19 protein-coding genes and 1 tRNA gene are annotated in these 21,773 nt (G+C 33.4%); 5 read left to right on the plus strand and 15 right to left on the minus strand.

All coding sequences use genetic code 11. The annotated features are described in order from the left end of the window. Positions 1–340: 340 nt before the first annotated feature. On the plus strand, positions 341–1,450 hold the full coding sequence (locus tag Q5I67_RS09130; protein ID WP_302487115.1) for a M48 family metallopeptidase: 1,110 nt from the start codon (positions 341–343) through the stop codon (positions 1,448–1,450). Positions 1,451–1,801: 351 nt separating this feature from the next. Here the strand turns inward: Q5I67_RS09130 and gyrB are convergent, their stop codons facing one another. After that, positions 1,802–3,799 carry a DNA topoisomerase (ATP-hydrolyzing) subunit B gene (gene gyrB / locus Q5I67_RS09135; RefSeq protein ID WP_302487116.1) on the minus strand — a complete coding sequence of 666 codons (1,998 nt, stop codon included), beginning with the start codon at positions 3,797–3,799 and terminating at the stop codon, positions 1,802–1,804. Positions 3,800–4,169: 370 nt separating this feature from the next. Between gyrB and Q5I67_RS09140 the strand changes: the two genes are divergently transcribed. Beyond that, positions 4,170–5,513 (plus strand): sodium:alanine symporter family protein, encoded by a 1,344-nt coding sequence (locus Q5I67_RS09140; protein WP_302487117.1) that lies wholly within the window; start codon positions 4,170–4,172, stop codon positions 5,511–5,513. A 51-nt stretch (positions 5,514–5,564) separates the two neighbouring features. Here Q5I67_RS09140 and Q5I67_RS09145 read toward each other — a convergent pair whose 3' ends face one another. From Q5I67_RS09145 to Q5I67_RS09210, 14 genes are all read right to left on the minus strand, one after another. Further along, on the minus strand, positions 5,565–6,218 hold the full coding sequence (locus tag Q5I67_RS09145) for an HAD-IA family hydrolase (RefSeq protein WP_296897870.1): 654 nt from the start codon (positions 6,216–6,218) through the stop codon (positions 5,565–5,567). Positions 6,219–6,288: 70 nt separating this feature from the next. Further along, a tRNA-Gln gene (locus Q5I67_RS09150) sits at positions 6,289–6,364 on the minus strand. 64 nt (positions 6,365–6,428) lie between these two features. Beyond that, positions 6,429–7,418, minus strand: coding sequence for a hydrogenase expression/formation protein HypE (gene hypE / locus Q5I67_RS09155; protein WP_302487137.1), 990 nt, complete (start codon positions 7,416–7,418; stop codon positions 6,429–6,431). A gap of 62 nt (positions 7,419–7,480) precedes the next feature. After that, the gene (gene hypD, locus Q5I67_RS09160) at positions 7,481–8,578 is read right to left on the minus strand and encodes a hydrogenase formation protein HypD (RefSeq protein WP_302487118.1); all 1,098 of its coding nucleotides are present in this window, start codon (positions 8,576–8,578) and stop codon (positions 7,481–7,483) included. After that, entirely contained in the window at positions 8,529–8,792 is a 264-nt protein-coding gene (locus tag Q5I67_RS09165; protein ID WP_289128978.1) for a HypC/HybG/HupF family hydrogenase formation chaperone, read from the minus strand. The genes hypD and Q5I67_RS09165 overlap by 50 nt, the downstream gene beginning before the upstream one ends. Positions 8,793–8,825: 33 nt before the next feature. Further along, entirely contained in the window at positions 8,826–11,117 is a 2,292-nt protein-coding gene (hypF, locus tag Q5I67_RS09170; RefSeq protein WP_302487119.1) for a carbamoyltransferase HypF, read from the minus strand. After that, positions 11,093–11,569, minus strand: a complete 477-nt coding sequence (locus tag Q5I67_RS09175; protein ID WP_296898228.1) for a HyaD/HybD family hydrogenase maturation endopeptidase — start codon at positions 11,567–11,569, stop codon at positions 11,093–11,095. Before Q5I67_RS09175 ends, hypF begins: the two co-directional genes overlap by 25 nt. A gap of 2 nt (positions 11,570–11,571) precedes the next feature. Continuing rightward, complete coding sequence (hypB, locus tag Q5I67_RS09180; RefSeq protein ID WP_302487120.1) at positions 11,572–12,246, minus strand: hydrogenase nickel incorporation protein HypB; 675 nt, start codon at positions 12,244–12,246, stop codon at positions 11,572–11,574. Next, complete coding sequence (hypA, locus tag Q5I67_RS09185) at positions 12,247–12,588, minus strand: hydrogenase maturation nickel metallochaperone HypA (RefSeq protein ID WP_296898224.1); 342 nt, start codon at positions 12,586–12,588, stop codon at positions 12,247–12,249. Positions 12,589–12,635: 47 nt separating this feature from the next. Beyond that, complete coding sequence (locus Q5I67_RS09190; RefSeq protein ID WP_015562036.1) at positions 12,636–12,878, minus strand: cation transporter; 243 nt, start codon at positions 12,876–12,878, stop codon at positions 12,636–12,638. Between the two features lie 15 nt (positions 12,879–12,893). Beyond that, positions 12,894–13,649 (minus strand): Ni/Fe-hydrogenase, b-type cytochrome subunit, encoded by a 756-nt coding sequence (cybH, locus tag Q5I67_RS09195; protein ID WP_296898220.1) that lies wholly within the window; start codon positions 13,647–13,649, stop codon positions 12,894–12,896. Further along, positions 13,642–15,543, minus strand: coding sequence for a nickel-dependent hydrogenase large subunit (locus Q5I67_RS09200; RefSeq protein WP_302487121.1), 1,902 nt, complete (start codon positions 15,541–15,543; stop codon positions 13,642–13,644). The genes cybH and Q5I67_RS09200 overlap by 8 nt, the downstream gene beginning before the upstream one ends. Positions 15,544–15,549: 6 nt before the next feature. After that, positions 15,550–16,656: a hydrogenase small subunit gene (locus Q5I67_RS09205; protein WP_296898216.1), complete on the minus strand. Its 1,107-nt coding sequence runs from the start codon at positions 16,654–16,656 to the stop codon at positions 15,550–15,552. A 265-nt stretch (positions 16,657–16,921) separates the two neighbouring features. Further along, positions 16,922–17,782 (minus strand): YitT family protein, encoded by an 861-nt coding sequence (locus tag Q5I67_RS09210; RefSeq protein WP_296898214.1) that lies wholly within the window; start codon positions 17,780–17,782, stop codon positions 16,922–16,924. A gap of 190 nt (positions 17,783–17,972) precedes the next feature. On the opposite strand from Q5I67_RS09210, the gene Q5I67_RS09215 reads away from it, so the two are divergent. The 3 genes from Q5I67_RS09215 to Q5I67_RS09225 are packed head-to-tail and all read left to right on the plus strand — an operon-like array spanning position 17,973 to position 21,570. Next, positions 17,973–18,716, plus strand: coding sequence for a DeoR/GlpR family DNA-binding transcription regulator (locus Q5I67_RS09215; protein WP_302487123.1), 744 nt, complete (start codon positions 17,973–17,975; stop codon positions 18,714–18,716). Further along, positions 18,717–19,628: a 1-phosphofructokinase gene (gene pfkB, locus Q5I67_RS09220; RefSeq protein ID WP_302487124.1), complete on the plus strand. Its 912-nt coding sequence runs from the start codon at positions 18,717–18,719 to the stop codon at positions 19,626–19,628. Between the two features lie 37 nt (positions 19,629–19,665). Continuing rightward, complete coding sequence (locus Q5I67_RS09225; protein ID WP_296898208.1) at positions 19,666–21,570, plus strand: fructose-specific PTS transporter subunit EIIC; 1,905 nt, start codon at positions 19,666–19,668, stop codon at positions 21,568–21,570. The last annotated feature ends 203 nt before the right edge of the window (positions 21,571–21,773 follow it).

Consider the following 21,773-nt stretch of genomic DNA (forward strand, 5'->3'; position numbering starts at 1 on the left):
TTCGTTTATGTTAGAAAACATATTGTGCATTGTTTAGTTTTCAAAGAACATCTTTTGTCTTGCTCTCTCGAGCTGACTTTAAATATTATATCTTACGTTTTTTGTTTTGTCAACAACTTTTTTCAAACTTTTTTATTTGTTTGTTTTGCTGTTTTCAAAACTCTTTATTTTGTTTGTTGCTCATCGACAACGTTGATTATTATATATTAAACTCAACCTAAATGTCAACACCTTTTTTTATTTTTTTTATAAAAAAATTAATATAATTTTAATTTCTTTTATAAATATATATATTATAATAAAAATGTACATAATTAATATATAGAAAGAAGGGATATCTATGTTAAGAACAACGTATAAAAAATTAATATCTACAGGTATTGCTTTATCTTTAAGTTTTTCCATTTCTTATACAATTTTACCCAATCAATCTGCTTATGCTTTCAATTGGGGTAATGCCATCGGTGCTGTAGCTATAACTGGTATACAATATCAACAATTAGAAAAACAACTTAACTATTTAGATAGTGATGGTCGCCATGAATATTTCAATCAAATGAAAAATGAATTAGGAGAAAATACTGATCCTTATTATAACAGTTTATTGGATAATATCATGAGTCGTTTAACGTATGCTATATCCTTAACTGACCCTTCTATTAAAGATAAACCTTATAATTACTTTATTAATCCTAGTGAAGAATATAATGCGTTTTGCACTGTTGGTCATAATCTAAGTGTAAATACTGGTATGTTCAAATTATTAAATAACAATGAAGACGAACTTGCCATAGTTATCGCTCATGAATTAGCTCATGGTGAAGAAGAACATGTTCAAAGCTCTGCTAAAAAAAGCTTTTCTGTACAATTATTGACCAATCTATACGCTTCCCAAAATCCTAATATCATATCTATAATCGGAGCAAATGTTCTTCAAAATAATATGATTGCTAAAGGTATAACTAAAGTTCAAGAACAAGATGCTGATGATATCGCTTTTGATTACACACTAAGTGCTGGTTATAATATCGGTGCTGGTGCTGCTACTTGGCAACGTTTTATCGATAAAATGGGCGAATCTAAAACTAATTTTGTGGGTGAATTATTCTCACCATCTGACCATCCTAGTCATCAATCTCGCCGTGACAATTATGCTGATAAACTTACAAAATATAGCAATAATAAAGTAAAGGTAGATGCTGATAATGGAATGATTAAAATCAATCGTCATGATTTTATAATTCCTGTCGAAGCAAATGATATGAGCAGTCAAGAAAGAGCATATCTAATTGCAGGTAATTTAGCAGCTGTTTACCATAATCATCCGAAAAATCCACCTGAAGCTTATTTAAGTGGAAATACAATATATATGGGCAATCAGGCAATAATGGTTGTTGAATATGGAGAAAATGGTAATAGTATTGTAAATAAATTAAATTCTATTAGATAATTTGACGGAGGATATAACTAAAAATAGATTAATTACTTTTATCCATGTAATGATTTATAGTATTAACTTCATTACTTTATCTTGTCTATTATTAAGTGCTTTATATTCTTTTAAGTCTCATCCTCTTTTTATATTATTCTTTGCTTGTAATTGTTGGCTAATAAATAAATTTAAAAATTCTCTATCTCAATTAATACCTAATAAAAAATTTAATTTCTTTATTTGTAGTTTAAATATCATTTTAATATTAACTATCCTTTTTCATGTAGGATATATTTCTATGTCCTTTCATGACTTCAACTGACAAAAAAAGACTTACTACTAAAATTTGAGTAGTAAGTCTTTTTATTTTTATAAGTCAAGATTTCTAACTAAATTTGCATGTTCTTCAATAAAACGACGACGAGGCTCTACTTTATCACCCATTAAGATAGTAAAAATAGAATCCGCTTCTTCTGCTTCACGAAGATGTACTTGCAATACGGTACGTTTTTCAGGGTCCATAGTTGTTTCCCATAATTGTTCTGGGTTCATTTCCCCTAAACCTTTATAACGCTGTACAGTAATACCATCTCTGCCGATTTCATCTAATTTTTGTGCCAATTCTTCATCGCTATAAGTATACCAATGACTACGGCCTTTTCTTATTTGATAAAGTGGTGGTTGAGCAATATATACATGACCATTTTCAATAAGCGGTCTCATATAACGATAGAAGAATGTCAATAATAATGTACGAATATGTGCACCATCGACATCGGCATCTGTCATGATGATGATTTTACCATAACGACGTTTTGTGATATCAAATTCAGAACCGATACCACTGCCAAATGCAGTAATCATAGTGCGAATTTCTTCGTTATTGAGAATTTTATCTAAACGTGCTTTTTCTACATTTAGTATTTTCCCACGAAGTGGCAATATAGCTTGGAAACGACGATCACGTCCTTGTTTTGCACTACCGCCTGCACTATCACCTTCGACAAGGTAAATTTCTGCTTGTTCTGGATCTTTTACAGAGCAATCAGCTAATTTACCAGGAAGAGAACTTACTTCTAAAGCATTTTTACGTCTAGTTAATTCACGAGCTTTGCGTGCAGCTTCTCTAGCACGAGATGCCATGATGGATTTTTCAATGATTTTTTTAGAGACAACAGGATTTTCCTCAAAGTATTCAGATAGACCTTCTGTAACGATAGAATCTACAATTCCACGAACTTCCGAATTTCCTAATTTTGTTTTTGTCTGTCCTTCAAATTGTGGTTCACGAAGTTTGATACTGATAACACAAGTCAAACCTTCACGAATATCTTCACCCACTAAATTATCTTCATTATTTTTTATGATACCCTGTCTACGTGCAAAATCATTAGCTGCACGAGTCAAAGCACTCTTAAAGCCGGCTAAATGTGTACCGCCTTCTTCTGTATTAATATTATTAACAAAACTATAGATATTTTCGCTATAACTTGTATTATATTGAAGTGCAATTTCTACAACAGTAGTATCTTTTGTACCATTGAAATATACAGGTTCTGGATTGATTACTTCTTTATTGCGGTTTAAATGTTCTACAAAAGAACTTATACCACCTTCAAAGTAAAAAGTTTCCTGACGAACTTCTTCACCACGTTCATCAGTCAAAATAATAGTAATTCCTCTATTTAAGAAGGATAATTCACGTAAACGATGTTTTAAAGTATCATAATCATAAACAGTCTCATCAAAAATTTCTGGATCTGGTACAAAATGCACTAATGTTCCTGTTTCTTGAGTTTGACCTATCACTTTTAATGGTTCTTTTGTTACGCCTTTTTCAAAAGTAATTTCATGAATTTTACCATCACGTTTTACTTTTACTTCCATATTTGTGCTAAGTGCGTTAACTACGGATACACCTACACCATGTAAACCACCAGACACTTTATATCCTGAACCACCGAATTTACCACCAGCATGAAGTACAGTAAGAACTACTTCAACTGCTGGTTTTCCACTTTCGTGCATATCTACAGGAATACCACGACCATTATCCGTTACTGTAATACTATTATCTTTATGAATTGTTACTTCTATATGTGTACAATAACCAGCTAAAGCTTCATCAATACTATTATCTACTACTTCATATACTAAATGATGTAACCCACGAGCTGATGTACTACCAATATACATACCAGGACGTTTACGTACAGCTTCTAAGCCTTCCAAAATTTGGATCTGATTTGCACCGTAATCGCCTTCTACAGCAGTTACTTCTGCACTTTCTTCATCTAAATGAATCTTTATAGGTTCATCAACTTTAACATCTATTTCATTATTTATATTTTCTTCCAAATTAGCCATGTCGTTCCTCCTTATCCTCTTTAATATTGTACCATTTATAAGCATTTGAAGCAATTAATCTCTATTTTTGTTTATTATTTTCAATATCATCTTCAATATTACCTTGCTAAAATTTCTGATAAAGAATTTACATATTAATCTAACATTCAAAAATAAAATAATCATAGGAAAAATATATACATTATGTTTGATTTTTTTACTTTTGTATCATTTTTCATGATTTTTTATAATTATTTTTGCTATTTTTTAAATTTAAAATGTATTTTTGTGTTTTTTACAGTGACATTTGTCTTTTTTTATGCTATGATAGAAAATATTTTTGTATCACTATACTAAACAAATGTATTTATCTAAGAGGAGGACTTTTTTCATGGACTTTTTTTCTATTATTTCCGCTATTGACAGCTTCCTTTGGGGACCACCATTAATCATCTTATTGGTTGGTACAGGTATTTATCTAACACTGCGTTTAAAACTACTTCAAGTCGCTAAATTACCTTTAGCTATGAAACTCATCTTAAGTGCTAAAAATAAAGGTGATGGTGACATCAGTAGTTTCAAAGCACTTTGCCTTGCATTATCTGCTACTGTTGGTACTGGTAACATCGTCGGTGTTGCTACTGCTGTTGAAATCGGTGGTCCTGGTGCTATTTTTTGGATGTGGGTTGCAGCATTTTTTGGTATGGCTACAAAATATGCCGAAGGTTTACTTGCTATAAAATACCGTTCTAAAGACGAAATTGGACAAGTCGCTGGTGGACCTATGTATTATATAGAACTTGGTATGGGTAAAAAATTCAAACCATTAGCTGTTATTTTTGCTGTTTTTTGTATCTTAGTTGCTTTCTTTGGTATTGGTACATTTGCTCAAGTAAATGCTATTGTAGACAGTGTTTCTTTGACATTTGGCGTTCCAGTTTACATAACCGATATTATTCTTACTTTATTAGTTGCAGGTATCACTTTAGGTGGTTTAAAAAGTATCGCCCGTGCAGCTTCTGCCATCGTTCCTTTTATGGCTGTTTTATACTTTGTAACTTGTTTAGGTATTATTTTACTTCATATTTCAGATGTTCCTGCTGCTGTTGCACTCATTATTGATAGTGCTTTCAATGGTCATGCTGCTGTTGGCGGATTTGCTGGTTCAACACTTATGATGGCTATGAAAAATGGTATTGCACGCGGTGTATTCTCCAATGAATCCGGTCTTGGTTCTGCACCAATTGCTGCTGCTGCTGCTAAAACACATTGGCCTGCTGAACAAGGTTTAATCTCCATGACTGGTACTTTTATTGATACTATCATCATCTGTAGCATGACTGGTTTGACTTTAGTTTTAACTGGTGTTTGGTCTGGAGACCTTTCTGGAGCTGCCATGACTAATACAGCATTTAGCATGGATTATGGCTTCATGGGTGGAATATTCCTCACAGTTTCTTTAGCTTTATTTGCCTTCACTACAATCCTAGGCTGGAATTATTACGGTGAACGTGCTTGCCAATATTTATTCGGCATAAAAGGTATCTTACCTTATCGCATCATCTTCATTTGTCTAGTTGCTTCCGGAGCATTCTTAAAACTTGAAGCGATTTGGGTTTTAGCTGATATTGTAAATGGCTTGATGGCTATTCCAAACTTAATTGCTATCATCGCTCTTTCTGGAGTAATTTCTCTTGAAACTAAAAAATACTTTGAACATCTAAAAAAACAATAAAATAAATAAAAAAGCAGTAGATAAATATCTACTGCTTTTTTTATATTCACTTTAAGCTTTAACTATCTGCAAAATTTCAGTTGGTGTATCAACTACAAAATCCGGTTTAGCTGCTAATAATTCTTCTTTTGTTCCATAACCATAAGTAACAGCTACTGTTTTTAAATTAAAATTCTTAGCACCTATCATATCATACTTCGTATCACCAATCATTAAAGCTTCATCTGCGTTATTTATCTCATTTGTCTTAAGCACATGATCAAGAACTTGAATTTTTGTCACACGACTGCCGTCGACCAAACTTCCACCAATAAAATCAAAATACTTTTCTAAATCATGTTGAGCTAAAATATTATGAGCAAATTTTTCTGGCTTAGATGTTGCCACCATGAGAAAATTTCCTTGTTCTTTTAAATGCTTTAATACTTTATCAATATCTTTATACATTTCATTTTCCAAAATACCTTTTGTCTCATAATACTCACGAAAAACCATAACTGCTTCTAAACTCTTTTCAGCTGAAAAACCATAGCATTTAGCAAATTGTTGGTTTAATGGAGGCCCTACAAAACTTCTGAGTAAAGCTTCATTTGTTTCATCTATACCATATTTTTTTAAAGCATATTTAACGGCATTTATTATACCTTTGCCTGAATCAATCAATGTTCCATCTAAATCGAATAATATATATTTAAATTTATTCATCGCTTTTCTCCTTTTCATTTGTTTTTAGGTACAAAAAAACGTCGCTATAAAAGCGACGTAAATTTCTAAATGGCAGGGGTAGCTGGACTCGAACCAACGCATGCGGGATTCAGAAACCCGTGCCTTACCAACTTGGCGATACCCCTATATCTTATTGACTTATAATATTATAAAAGCCAATAAAGCTTTTGTCAACTAAAATTTTTTTATTTAACAAATACGTGGAATTTGTTCACCTTGTGGCATATCTACAATACGTATACCACCTATAGCTGTACGAAGTCCAACTTCACCGATAGCTTTATCGATGACTTTACCTATTACTCTAGCATTTTTTCCATATTCAAATTTATGCATTGTAGCTAATACTTTTTCTGTATCTTCTTGGTCTACAAAAGCTACTAATTTGCCTTCATTTGCCAAATAAAGTGGATCAAATCCTAAAATATCACAAAAACCTCGCACTTCTTCACGCACTGGAATACTATCTTCTTCTAATAAAATTCCTACCTGAGCTTGCTGTGCTATTTCATTTAAGACAGCTGCTACACCTCCACGAGTTGGATCGCGAAGTACAGCGATATTTGGAGCTACTGTGAGCATTTCTTTCACCATATGATTGAGTGGTGCACAATCTGTTTTTATCACACTTGGCAATTCTAAATTGTGACGAGATGCCATAATTGTTGCTGAATGATCTCCTAAATAGCCACTGACAATAATATTTTGACCTGCTTTTGCTTTCAATGGGGATATTTCTACACCTTCTATGCGTTCACCCACACCAGCAGTATTGATAAATATACCATCAGCACAGCCTTTATTTACTACTTTAGTATCACCAGTAACGATATAAACGCCAGCTTCATCCGCAGCTTTACGCATAGTAGTCACTATTTCTTGTAAATCTTTTAATGAAAAACCTTCTTCAATTATCATGCCTACAGAAATATATTTAGCAATAGCTCCTGTCATAGCCAAATCATTTACAGTACCACAAACAGCTAATTTGCCAATATTACCGCCAGCAAAAAACAAAGGTTTTACTACATATGAATCAGTAGTAAATGCTATTTTATTTGTACTTAAATCTAATTTAGCACCATCGTGCATTTCCCTTAATATAGGATTATCAAATGCTGGCAATAAAATTTTCTCCATAAGCTCATGACCTGCTTGACCACCACTGCCATGTGCCATAGTAATTACATCATTTACACCAAAATTACCTGCCAATATTATCACCACCAAAATTTTTAAACTTATTCAAAATGAAATACTCTCGAACCATATTTATACCAAGCAGCACAAGTTCCTTCAACAGAAACCATACATGAACCGACTGCATGATTTGGTGTACATACTTTGCCAAAGAGAGGGCAATCTGTAGGTTTTACCAAACCACGAAGTACTTCACCACAACGACAACCAGCAGCTTCCTTAGATATTTCCTTATTTACCGGTATCATCTTCAAAGCATCAAATTCACTAAAAGCATCTGTTAAATCCAATCCTGAATTTTCGATTACACCCAGTCCACGCCAATTAGCAGGTGCTTTTTTATATACTAAGTCCATGATTTTTTGTGCTTGTTTATTACCAACAGCTTTTACTACACGTTTATATTGATTTTCGATTTTAAAGTTCTTTGCATGAATTTGTTTTGCAATCATATAAATAGACTGCAAAATATCAAGTGGCTCAAAACCTGCTACAACTGCTGGCAAATGATATTTTTGAGCAATAAATTCAAAAGGCTCTTCACCGGTGATTACACAAACATGACCTGGAAGTAAAAAGCCATCAATCTTTATTTTTTCATCGCAAAGCAAAGCTTCAATTGCTGGTGGAGTCAATTTATGTGCTGTTAACACATAAAAATTCTTTATATTTTGCTGTTTTGCTGCAAGTATTGTAGCTGCTGCTGTAGGAGAAGTTGTTTCAAAACCAACAGCAAGAAAAATAACTTTTTTATCAGGATTATCTTTTGCTATTTGCAGACTATCCATAGGAGAGTAAATAATTCTTATATCGCTACCTTCTGCTTTTACTTTACTTAAACTAGATGATGTTCCTGGCACCTTTAACATATCGCCAAAAGTAGTGATAATAACATCTTCTTGACGAGCATACGCAATTGCTGTATCTAAATAATCATTTGGCGTAACACATACAGGACAACCTGGTCCACTTACTAACTCCACCTTTTCTGGCAATAACTGACGAATTCCCGCACGAAAAATAGATACTGTATGTGTACCACATACTTCCATAATACGCACTGGTCTATCTATCAATCTATCTATTTCTTTAAGCAAGAACTGTGCTATCTGTTTCGTTTCGTTCGCTTGCTGGCTCATTAGCACCTAGCACCTCTTTCAATAATTCACTAGTAATTTTTGCTTCTTCTTCATCAATTATCTGAATGGCAAAACCAGCATGCATCAAGATATAATCCCCTTCATTAGCCTCTGGTAATAACATCAAGCTAATATCACGGCGAATGCCATCAACATCTACAGTTGCTACCATGTCTCTTTTTTCAATAACTTTTGCTGGTACCGCTAAACACATAAAAATCCTTCCTATCTCTTTTCTCTTTAAATATCATCTCATCTGCAAATAACGAGTCAATGCCACCGCCATTTGACCTAAAGCTATCCCACCATCATTTGACGGTACTTTCTCATTGATATAAATATCGTATCTATCTTGTAATTCTTTGTAGATTAAATCCAATAAAGTAATATTTTGACAAACGCCACCACTTAATACCACTTTATTTAAATTACTTTCTTTATTTAATAAATCCACCATTTCACAAATAGCTTTTGCCATAGTCATATGAAAAGATTTTGCTATATAAGCTATAGAATATTCTTGTTTTAAATCATAAATTATTTGATACATTGGCATAAAATCTATGATATATTGACCTGACTCATTTCTTATTGCAAATGGTAAAACTTCACCATCACTAGCATAAGCTGTTTTTTCTAATTCTATAGCCGCTTGTCCTTCATAATTTATCTGATAACAGATACCTAGTAAACTGGCTACAGTATCAAAAATTCTGCCAGCACTAGAAGTAAGTGGTGCATTAAAACCTTTTTGCGTAGCCTTTACTAATAATTGCCAATTTGCTTTTAATAATTCAGGATATTTTTCTTTAATATCCTCACCGTATAATTCATAAGCTATCCACAAACCTAATCGCCATGGCTCTTTTACCGCTTTGGCTCCAGATGGCAATGGCATATATTGAAAATGACCTCTGCGTTCATATCCAGATAAATTTGCTATAAAAAATTCTCCGCCCCAAATATGACCATCATCGCCAAAACCTGTACCATCTAGACTAATGCCGATTACATCACCTTTTAAATCGTGCTCTGCCATGACTGACGCGATATGTGCATGATGATGTTGCACCTGTATTAATGGTAAATCATTATCTTGAGCATAACGCTTAGCAAATTTTGTTGAAAAATACTCTGGGTGCATATCACAAGCAATAAGCTTTGGCTCAATAGTAAATAAACGCTTAAATAAATCAATGCTATCTTTATAAGCATTATTGACTGCCATATTTTCTAAATCACCGATATGCTGACTAAGAAAAGCCCTTTGATGTTTCGTCATACAAAAAGTATTTTTCAATTCTGGTCCACAAGCTAATACAGGAATATCACTTATCAAATCGCCTTTTAACAATACTGGAGAAGGAGCATATCCTCTACTTCTGCGGATTAACATCTGTTTATCATTAAACACTCGCACTACAGAATCATCTACACGCGTTTGAATAATTCTATTATGTGTAAGTATATAATCTGCTATTGTTGACAGATGAGATTTAGCTTCTTCATCTTGATAAACAATCGGCTCATCACTTAAATTAGCACTCGTCATTACAAATATATCATCATCATTTAATAATAAATAATGTATGGGAGCATATGCTATCATCACACCTAAATAAGCATTATAGGGTGCTACTTTAGGTGCTAAATTATAATTTTGTGATTTGTGTAATAAAACAATTGGAGCTTGCATAGAAGTCAATAATTCTTCTTCTTTATCATTCACTTCACAGATTTTTTTTACTATATCAAGATTAGTCGCCATTACTGCAAAAGGTTTATCCTCGCGAATTTTTCGTTGTCGCAAATTCGCCACGGCTTCTTCATTAAAAGCATCACAGACTAAATGATATCCGCCTATGCCTTTTACTGCAATAATCGCACCTTTTTTTATTAACTCATGTGCTTTATCTATACTTTCAATGTCCGTATATACCTCATCAGCTACTAATTTATACTGAGGCCCACAAATATCACAAGCATTTGGCTGAGCATGAAATCGCCTATCTAATGGATTAGTATATTCAGCTTCACATTTTTGACACATCGTAAATACTTTCATTGTCGTATTTTTGCGGTCATAGGGAATATCTTGCACTATAGAAAAACGTGGCCCACAATTTGTACAATTCGTAAAAGCATATCTATATCGCCTATTATTTTTATCCTTTATCTCTCGTTTACAATCTTCACAAATAGCTAAATCTGGAGAAATCAATGTTTCTTTTTGAAAACCTTGAGGACTTTTTTGAATGATAAATGCTTTTTCCCCATCAACTATTTTAATTTCATGATAATTTATGTTTGTTATATACGATGCCTTAGGTGCTTTTATTTTTATTTCTTGGCAAAATTTTTCTATATCTATATCTTCACCTTGAATTTCAAGCAAAACACCTTCAACATCATTTAATACATAACCACTATAATGTTCATTCATTGCTAAACGATATATAAATGGTCTAAAGCCTACACCTTGCACAATTCCTTCTACACGTATTTGATATCTTTTTATCCTTGATGCTGTGCTACCCATTTATCAACTAGCTCCTTAGCTTTTTGAGCTACTTCTGGCACTTTTTCAGCTACTTTTTCTGTCATATCCAATCCCATAGAAACAATTTCTGGTTTAATACCCATTACAATTACTTCCTCAATAGGATTATCTGTTAATTTCAAAACAGCTAACATATCATTAACGCCTACATCATGTATAGTGATTTTATTTTTAAAATACGCATTTAATTCATCGCCAGTAAATTGATAAAAATCACCAACATTACCTTCCACATCTATTGCATCAATGAATAATAATTTTTTAGTACCTGCAATATATGGCATTAAATCCATACCCAAAGTGCCACCATCAATAATCTGCACAAAATCAGGATAATCTGTGATTTTCTGCAAATATTCCGCACATCTTACACCAAAGCCCTCATCTTGCATGATGATATTGCCAATACCTACAACTGAAATATCTGCCATAATTATTCTCCTATTTTTAACTGTTCTTGTTTTTTCTTAAATTCACTGTGAATAAAATCGCACCATTTATCTACACCCATATCTTTCGAAGCAGCAGTTTCCATGATTTCAAGTTGCGGATGAATACATTTTAAATCATGTTTAGCTGATTCCATATCAAAATTAGTAAATGGTAAAATATCAACTTTATTCAAAATAGCTACTTTAGATTCTTTAAAAATAATAGGATATTTCAATGGTTTATCATCACCTTCAGTGATACTTAAAACAGTGACTTTCATATCCTCGCCAACTACAAATTCAGCCGGACAAACAAGATTACCCACATTTTCAATGATTACAACATCTAATTTATCTAAATCTAAATCGCCAAGTACTTCTTCTACCATTGGTGCATCTAAATGACAACCACCATTTGTATTGATTTGAATTACAGGTACATTATGCTGTGCTATTCTATCAGCATCTTTATCTGTAAATAAATCTCCTTCAATTACAGCTAAATTTAAATCATCTTTTAAATGAGCAATAGTGCGTTCCAATAAAGTCGTTTTACCTGACCCTGGAGAGCCCAATAAATTAATCGCTAAAATACCATGTTTATCAAATAAAGCTTTATTTTTACTAGCAATCTCATCATTTCTGCCGAGAATATCTTGCATTACAGGAATATCCATTTAATCCGCCTCCAATGATTCTACTCGAAGCTCTCGTCCTGATATCGTTTCCATGCGCAAAGAACCACAATGAGGACAAGTAAAATTATATCTTTCTATTTTAGTTTCTTTACCACATTCTAAACACTTAGCTACAAGTGGTATTTTTTTCAAAATCAATTTTGCTCCTTCAGCTTTCGTATCTTTAGCTATAGAAGTAAAACAAAATTCTAAAGACTCGTCTACTACACCAGTCATTTCTCCCACTAAAACAGAAATCTCCGTCACTTTTTTCGCTTCGTTTTTATCTGCATAAGAAAGCACAATATCTAAAATGCCTTCTGCTAATGCCATTTCATGCATGATCTAAAATAAAACAGTCGGGTAAAAACCCGACTGTTTTTATCTCCTTATAACAGAGCAGTTAACCCACGCTGAGCAAATTCAGCAGTCAACTGTGTTAGCGGTGTTTTAGCAGGATTATAATTAATCGTTGTTTCACCGTTATGCGCATGAATATGAACGTTATATACTCCAGGTAATCCTAATAAACTTTCTTTAAGTTCTTTAGCATTTTCTTTTGTATATCCTTCAACTTTAAATCTTAATTTATTACCTTTTCCACCAAAAAGGCAACCACAAGTAAGACACATGGAAATTACATCTCCTTAATCTTTTGCTACTCTACCATGTTTATCTTTTAAGTCATCAATATCTGATGGTAATTCTGATATTGTTTTTACACCAGAAAACATACTAGATGCTTCACCTTCACGTTCCATAAGGTCAGCTCTGAATACCATGTATACATGACCCATAGCAAAGAAAATAATGAGCCAAGCAAAAACATGATGAACCCAATGGAAAATCATTTCACCATACATACCAATTGACCAACCAAAAATAGTAGCTGGTACACCTGTCGAATTAGGCATATAATACATAGCAAAACCTGTTACGATTTCTACTAAAACCATAACATATAATCCCAAATAAGAAGCTCTTGCTAATGGATTTCTTATATATTGTTTATGAGAATACTTTAATAGACTATAATGTTTTGCAACTTCTACCATTTCTTCCATAAATTTTGTAGTCCAGAATTTAGGAAGTAAACGGTCACCACGATTGATAATCCATCCATATATTCTCAATACAAATGAAGCTGTGAAAATAAACCCTGCCAAAAAGTGTATATTACGAATTAAATCTAAAGATAAACGCCAATCAGCAAAAGTTGGTTCACTACTTACACCTCCAGGTAATGGATTCATTATTACCTGTCCTGTTATAAATAATACAGCAATACACCAAACCATAATCCAATGGAAAATTCTCAAAAAAGGACTAAATAAATAATATTTTCTTAAATGGCCTTTTCGTTTATGTGGTAATTGTTCTTCTGTATAATAATTTTTAATCATTTAAACCACCCCTAATATAAGGGTCAGTATTTATTGTACTTATTGTTCTTCCCTTCGCATCATATAAGTGAGTAGCACAAGCTATACATGGGTCAAAGGAACGTATAGCTTTGACAATTTCTAATGGTTTTTCTGGGATTTTAACAGCAGTATCCATCATTGAACGTTCAAAAGCACCTTGACCGGCTACTTCATCACGAGGGCAAGCATTCCAAGTAGTTGGTACTACTGCTTGATAGTTACTACATTTTTTATCTTTAATGGAAATCCAATGGCTGAGTGCACCACGAGGAGCTTCATAAAGACCTACACCTTTTACTTCTTCTGTTGGCCATGTAGAAGGTTTCCATTTAGTAGTATTTGCTGTATCTGTATCACCAGCTGAAATATTTTTAATAAGTTTACCTAAGAAATATTTATTCATACAAGCATTAAGCTGAGCATCTAAAGCACGAGCAACTGTACGACCTAAAGTAGATGGTAACCAAACTTCTGGAGCTACATTTAATAATTTGGAAATAGCATCAATTTGATCTACCATCATTTTTTCTGCCCAATTTGGTTGAATAAGATTTTGTTTAACTTTTGTATAAACAATAATATAACGAGCAAGAGGGCCAACTTCTGCCATTTTACCACGCCATAATGGTGTTTTAATCCAAGAATATTTGCCTTTTTCATCAAGCTGATCCCAATGACTCTTATTGCCGTTTTTATCACCAGTGTATTCTGCTTCAGTTTTACCATCCCATGGGTGAAGAGCTTCTCCATCTTTATACCATGCATGAGTTGTTGCTTCTGTCAATACTTCTGGATCTTTCAAGTCATCAGCTGTAACTTCTGTAACTTTTGCATTCATAACACCAGCACTGAAGTTTTCGACTACACCATTGCAATGAATCATGATTTGATTGAACCAATCTCCACCATTAGCTATTCCTGCAAATGGTTCTTCAGGGAATGCACCAAAACCTAATACACGTTCTTTAGCAAGTCCACCACCATCAAGACCAGCACCTTTTTGAGCATAAATATGTCCCATAGCTAATAAATCTGGTAAATAGAAATTATTTACTAAATCCATGCTCAAATCAATTGCTGTTCCTACAGCAGCTAAACGCTGACTATTTATTGGAGCATTCATTTCATCCATAGAAATAGCACATGGCATACCACCAACAACATAATGAGGATGTGGATTTTTACCGCCAAATATAACATGAGGAATAACTACTTCACGTTGTTTATCAAGCATATTTAAATAATGAGCGATAGCCATTAAATGTACTTCTGGTGGAAGAATTTGATAATCTGGATGATCCCACCAATTTGCAGCAAAAATACCGAGCTGACCACCACTGACTAATGATTGAACTTTATCTTTAATTGCTTGGAAATATGCAGGAGTTGCTTTTGGGAACTCTTTTGGATATGCAGAAAAATCATATTCTACAGGACCACTGAATGGTAATTTATAATTAGCAAGTACTGTATTTTGTAAGTTAGCAGTTGCTGTTGGATCTGCTTTTAAAGCTTCAAGTGGACTAACCCAGTCTAATGCATGTAAATGATAAAAATGTACTAAATGGTCATGAACAGTAAGTGTTGCAGCCATTATATTACGGATATAATTTGCATTTTTAGGAATTTTAATGCCAAGTGCATCTTCTACTGCACGAACACAAGCAAGAGAATGAGAACTAGTGCATACGCCACAAATACGTTGAATATATGCCCATAAATCGCGAGGGTCACGATTTTTAGCAATTACTTCAAGACCTCTCCAAGCTGTTCCACTAGAGATAGCATCTGTTACTTTATTGCCTTCTACTTCAATTTCAACACGTAAATGTCCTTCGATACGTGTTATTGGATCTACTACGATATGTGCCATTATTTATCAACCGTCCTTTCTTTCAGAGCTCTTTTTAGCTTCAGCTGCATCTCTCTTCTTTTTCTGAATAGCAGATGTAGCTGCATGTCCTGCGATACCGACAGCCATAGCACCGAGTGCAACAGCACCAACTGTATCAATATGACCAAGACCTAAACTACTCATTCCTGGAACTTCTGGCATACGTTCATATAATGGATCTTCATCCCAGAAGTTTTTATTTGTACAACCAATACAACCAGCACCGGATTGTACAGGATAAGAAAGACCATTCCACCAACGAAGATTACCACAAGAACTATAAGTTTCAGGTCCGCGACAACCTAATTTATATAAGCACCAACCAGCTTTTGCACCTTTATCATTGAAATCTTCAGCAAAAAGACCTGCATCAAAGAATGGACGACGATAGCATGTATCATGCAAACGATTACCGAAGAATTGTTTTGGACGTCCTTCTGTATCTAAAGGTGGTAATTTACCAAACATAGCATAGTGAGCAATAACACCAGTCATTACTTCTGGAATTGGTGGGCAACCTGGTACATTAACAATAGGTTTATCACCAATAATATTAGATACACCAGTAGATTGTGTTGGATTTGGTCTAGCTGCCTGAATACCACCCCAAGCGGAGCAAGAACCATAATTAATAATTGCAGCACAATGGGCAGCCGCTTCTTTTAATTGATCAATGAAAGCGTGACCACCAACCATACAATAACCAGAATCAGCAAGAACAGGTACTGCTCCTTCTACAGCTAAGATATATTGACCATCGTATGCTTTGATGATTTCCTGAAGATGCTCTTCAAAAGGCTGACCACTAGCAGCTGCTAAAGTATCATCATACTCCAAAGCAATCATATTTAATACTACATCAGATGTCATTGGAGCTCCAGAGCGAAGAAAAGCTTCGCTACAACCTGTACATTCATGACCATGAAGCCATACTACAACAGGTAATCTTTTTTCTGCTGCTTCTACAACTTCAGATAACATACTAGGAGCTATGCCAAGCATAGCAGCCATTGCTGTACAAGCTTTGATGAAGGAACGACGACTCATTCCCTTTTTCTGGTACATGTCCCAAATAGAATTATACTTTTCCACAGTACCCCTCCTAAATAAATTAAATACTGGATTTGTCCTAAAAAATTAGATAATAAATGAAAACTCATTAAAACCAATATTTATATAAAAATAATAAGAATATTATCTATTCTCCATTTAAAAATGAATTCAAATATGTAGAAAAACCTTATAAATTAACTGTATAGTTTCATATATTTTTTTTATTAAATCAATACTTACTATAAAATTTTATTATACATGTATTATAGTTCTGTTTTCCTTATATCGTCAAGCATTTTAAATTTTAGTGTTTCTTTTTAAGACGCAATCTTCCACCTACAATATCACTCACTGGATTAATTGTTACAAATGCACCTTCATCTATATCTAAAACCATATTTTTTAATTTATCTATTTCCAATCTAGTTACTACACAGTACAAAATTTTGCGTTTTTCTTTCGTGTAACCACCTTCTCCATGAAGTACAGTTACACCCTTATCCATTTCTAACATTAATTTATTCAAAATATCAGTATGTTGAGAAGTAACTATCATTACAGAATATGTTTCCTCTAGACCTTTTAAAACTATATCAATCATTTTGGCAATAACAAAATATGCTACTAATGAATACATAGCTTTATCCCAGCCAAAAACTAAGCTTGCACTGCTTAAGATAAATAAATTTATAAACATGACAATTTCACCAACAGAAAATACAGTTTTTCTATCCGTTAAAATTGCCACAATCTCTGTTCCGTCTAAAGAACCGCCATTACGGATAATAAGACCTACACCTGTTCCTGTGATAATACCACCAAAAACAGCAGCTAAAAAATAATCCGTTGTTACAGGCAATATTGGCAAAAATACACTTGACCAAAAAGATAACGATATTACAGCAAAAGTTGTCGCTATAGCAAAAGCTTTACCTATATGTTTATAACCTAAATATAGAAAAGGTAAATTAATTAAAATTAAAAATGCACCAAAAGGAAGCCCTGTTATGGCACTGAGCATAATAGAAATACCTACTACACCACCATCAATTATATTATTAGGTATTAAAAATATTTCTAATCCTACAGCTGTAATTATCGAACCAATAAAAATATAAATATATTTTCTCAAATATTGGCTAACTTTACTTTTTTTATTATTCAATATGTAACCTCCTTTTTTTACTCTAATAATATCATATTTTATATATGTATTCTCCATAAAAAATACTTATGACTAAAATAACTATAATTCAATTGATTGATTTTGATATTTTTTGACTGATTCAAACTCATTTTATGATTGACTTTGAATGAGTTTGAATGTTATAATTATTTTGAAATGAGGTGAGTTTATGCTAACACAAGATCGTCATTGTGCTATTTTAAATTTATTAAAAACTAAATCTAGCGTTACTTTATTAGAGTTAACCACTTTATTAAATACATCCGAATCAACTATTCGTCGTGATTTAACAGCCCTTGATAAAGCTGGCAAACTTCGTAAAGTTTATGGCGGAGCAACTAGTCTTGATTTTTATACATCTGATGAAAAAGATATTCATACCAAACATGATTTACAAATTACAGAAAAAAATTTAATTGCTAAAAAAGCTGCTAGTTTAGTAAAACCTCATGATTTAATTTACATTGATGCTGGTACTACTACAGAATTAATCATTGATTATTTAACTGAAAAAAACGCTACATATATAACGAATGGCATTATTCATGCTCAAAAATTAATTGATAAAGGTTTTAATGCTTTTATCATTGGTGGTCAGTTAAAAAAATCTACTGGTGCTATCATCGGTACCACATCTATTGAAAATCTTCAACCTTATAACTTTACTAAAGGCTTCTTTGGTACAAATGGCATTAGTCTACAAGCAGGTTTTTCCACACCTGATAGTATTGAAGCTTGCGTAAAAAAAACAGCTTTAAAACATTGTCAAGAAGCTTATATTTTGGCTGATTCCACAAAATTTGATCAAATCACGCCAATAACTTTTGCTAATCTAGAAGATGCCATCATCATCACAGACATCTTAAAAAATAAAAAATATCTAGATTACACTAATATTATGGAGGTATTGTAAATGATTTATACTGTAACATTCAATCCTGCCATTGATTACATTGTTCGTATGCCAGAATTTGTTGCTGGTGCTACTAATCGCGTTAATTACGAACAAGTTTTAGGCGGCGGAAAAGGTATAAATGTTTCTATTGTCTTAAAAAATCTTGGTATTGACAGTACTGCATTAGGATTTATCTCTGGTTTTACTGGAAAAGAAATCATTCGCCAACTTCATAGCTTTGGTTGCCAAAGTGATTTCATTGAATTACCAAATGGTTTCTCTCGTATAAATGTAAAAATAAAAACTAATGATGAAGAAACTGAAGTCAATGGTCAAGGCCCAGATATTCCTGCAAGTGCTATTGAAGAACTCTTTACTAAATTAGATAAATTAACTGCTGGCGATACTTTAGTTTTAGCTGGTAGTATTCCTAAAACTTTGCCAGATGATATCTATGAAAAAATCATGGCACGTTTAGAAAAGCGCAATATCAATATCGTTGTTGATGCTACTAAAAATCTCTTACTTAATGTTTTAAAATATCGTCCATTCTTAATCAAACCAAATAATCATGAATTAGCTGAAATGTTTAATGTTACTTTAACTTGCAATGACGATATCATCACTTATGCCAAAAAACTCCAAGATATGGGAGCTAAAAATGTATTAGTTTCTATGGGTAAAGATGGTGCTATCTTAGTAGCTGAAGATGGTTCTATAACATATAGCCCTGTTCCTAAAGGAAAATTAGTAAACTCCATCGGTGCTGGTGATTCTATGGTCGCTGGTTTCTTAACAGGCTATATTGAAACAAATAGCTATGAAAAAGCTTTCTATATGGGAGTTGCTACTGGTTCTGCTTCTGCTTTCTCTGAAAATTTGGCAACTCGCAGTGAAGTTGAAGCCTTATTAAAAACTTTAAATAACTAACTTCATAAAAGTTAATAATATTAAGGAGATATATTAAATGAAAATTACCGACTTATTAAAACCAGTTAGTATTCAATTAAATGTTGCTCCACCAAAATCCAAAACTGAAGCTATTGAAATCTTAGCTGATTTAATGGAAAAAAGTGGCAACTTAAATAACAAAGAAGAATACTTAAAAGCCGTAATAGCTCGTGAAGAATCTGGTTCCACTGGCTTAGGCGATGGTATCGCTACACCTCATGCCAAAAGTGCTGCTGTTAAAGAAGCTGGTCTTGCTGCTATGGTTGTACCAGAAGGTATGGATTTTGAAGCTTTAGATGGCAACCCATCTCGCTTATTCTTCATGATTGCAGCTCCTGATACTGCAAGTGATTTACATGTAGAATTATTGAGTAAACTCGCTATGATGGTAATGGATCCTGATTTTAAAGAATCCTTAATCGCTGCAAAATCTGTAGATGAATTCTTAAAATTAATCAATGATAAAGAAAATCCACCAACTGAAGAAGAAACTAAAGCAGAAACTGCACCTGCCGAAGAAGAAACTTCTACTGGTTATGATGTATTAGCTGTTACAGCTTGCCCTACTGGTATCGCTCATACTTATATGGCAGCTGAATCCTTAGAACAACATGCTAAACGCAAAAATATTTCCATCAAAGTTGAAACAAATGGTGCTGGCGGTAGAAAAAATGTATTAACAGACGAAGAAATTGCTAATGCAAAATGTATTATCGTAGCTGCTGATAAAAATGTACCAATGGCTCGTTTCAATGGTAAACATGTCATTATCACTAAAGTAGCTAATGGTATCAATAAAGCTGATGAACTTTTAGATAAAGCTATGGCTCAAGATGCTCCTATCTATAAAGGTTCTGGTGATGATGATGATTCTGCTACAGCTTCTACTGAAAATGAAAGTATCGGTCGTCAAATTTATAAACATTTGATGAACGGTGTATCTCATATGCTTCCATTCGTTGTTGGTGGCGGTATTTTAATTGCTATTGCCTTCTTAGTCGATGTTTATGATCCAGCAAATCCATCAAATTTCGGTTCTAATACTCCTCTTGCTGCTTTCTTTAAAAATGTTGGCGGTGTTTCTTTCGGATTTATGCTTCCTGTACTTGCTGGTTTCATCGGTATGAGTATTGCTGACCGTCCAGGTCTTGTTGCTGGTTTCGTTGGTGGTGCTATGGCAAACACTGGTGGTTCTGGTTTCTTGGGTGCTTTAATCGCTGGTTTTGCTGCTGGTTATATTATTTTAGGTCTTAGAAAAGTTTGCAAAGTATTACCTGAATCCCTTGAAGGTATAAAGACCATCTTAATCTATCCTTTATTCGGTGTATTATTGATGGGTATTGCTATTACTTTCATCATCAATCCTCCTGTAAGTGCTATCAATACATGGCTTGTTGAAACATTAAAAGGAATGGATCCTAGTAGCCGTATTTTAATCGGTGCAGTTGTTGGTGGTATGATGTCTATCGATATGGGTGGCCCATTCAATAAAGCCGCTTATGTAACAGGTACAGCTCTTTTAGCTGATGGTGAATTTGGTGTTATGGCCGCTGTTATGGCAGGTGGTATGGTTCCTCCTATCGCTATCGCTCTTTGTACTACATTCTTTGGCAATCGTTTCACTGAATCTGAAAGAAAATCTGGTATTACAAACTATGTAATGGGCTTATCTTTCATCACTGAAGGTGCTATTCCATTTGCTGCTGCTGACCCTGCTCGTGTAATTCCATCTTGTGTTATTGGGTCTGCTGTAGCTGGTGCTTTGTCTATGGCTTTTGCATGTACTCTTCGTGCTCCTCATGGTGGTATTTTCGTTGTTCCAACAATTGGAAATCCTCTCATGTACTTAGCTGCCATAGCTATTGGTGCTGTAGTTGCTATGATTCTCTTAGCTATCTTAAAAAAACCATTAAATAAATAATGATAAAAAATCAATGCAGAGTCACATCTGCATTGATTTTTTTATTAACAATAGCTAACAAATAAAGCTCTAATACTTGCAAAACAATGTAAACTTATATAAAATAATATTAGGGAATGAACTAACATAATTTTACGTAGTCATTTTACTAAAAATTCTAAAAACCCTAGTTCTAGCTATAATTAAATTTAAAACTATATTAA

This window comes from uncultured Megamonas sp. (genome assembly GCF_958438645.1).
GTDB lineage: Bacteria > Bacillota > Negativicutes > Selenomonadales > Selenomonadaceae > Megamonas.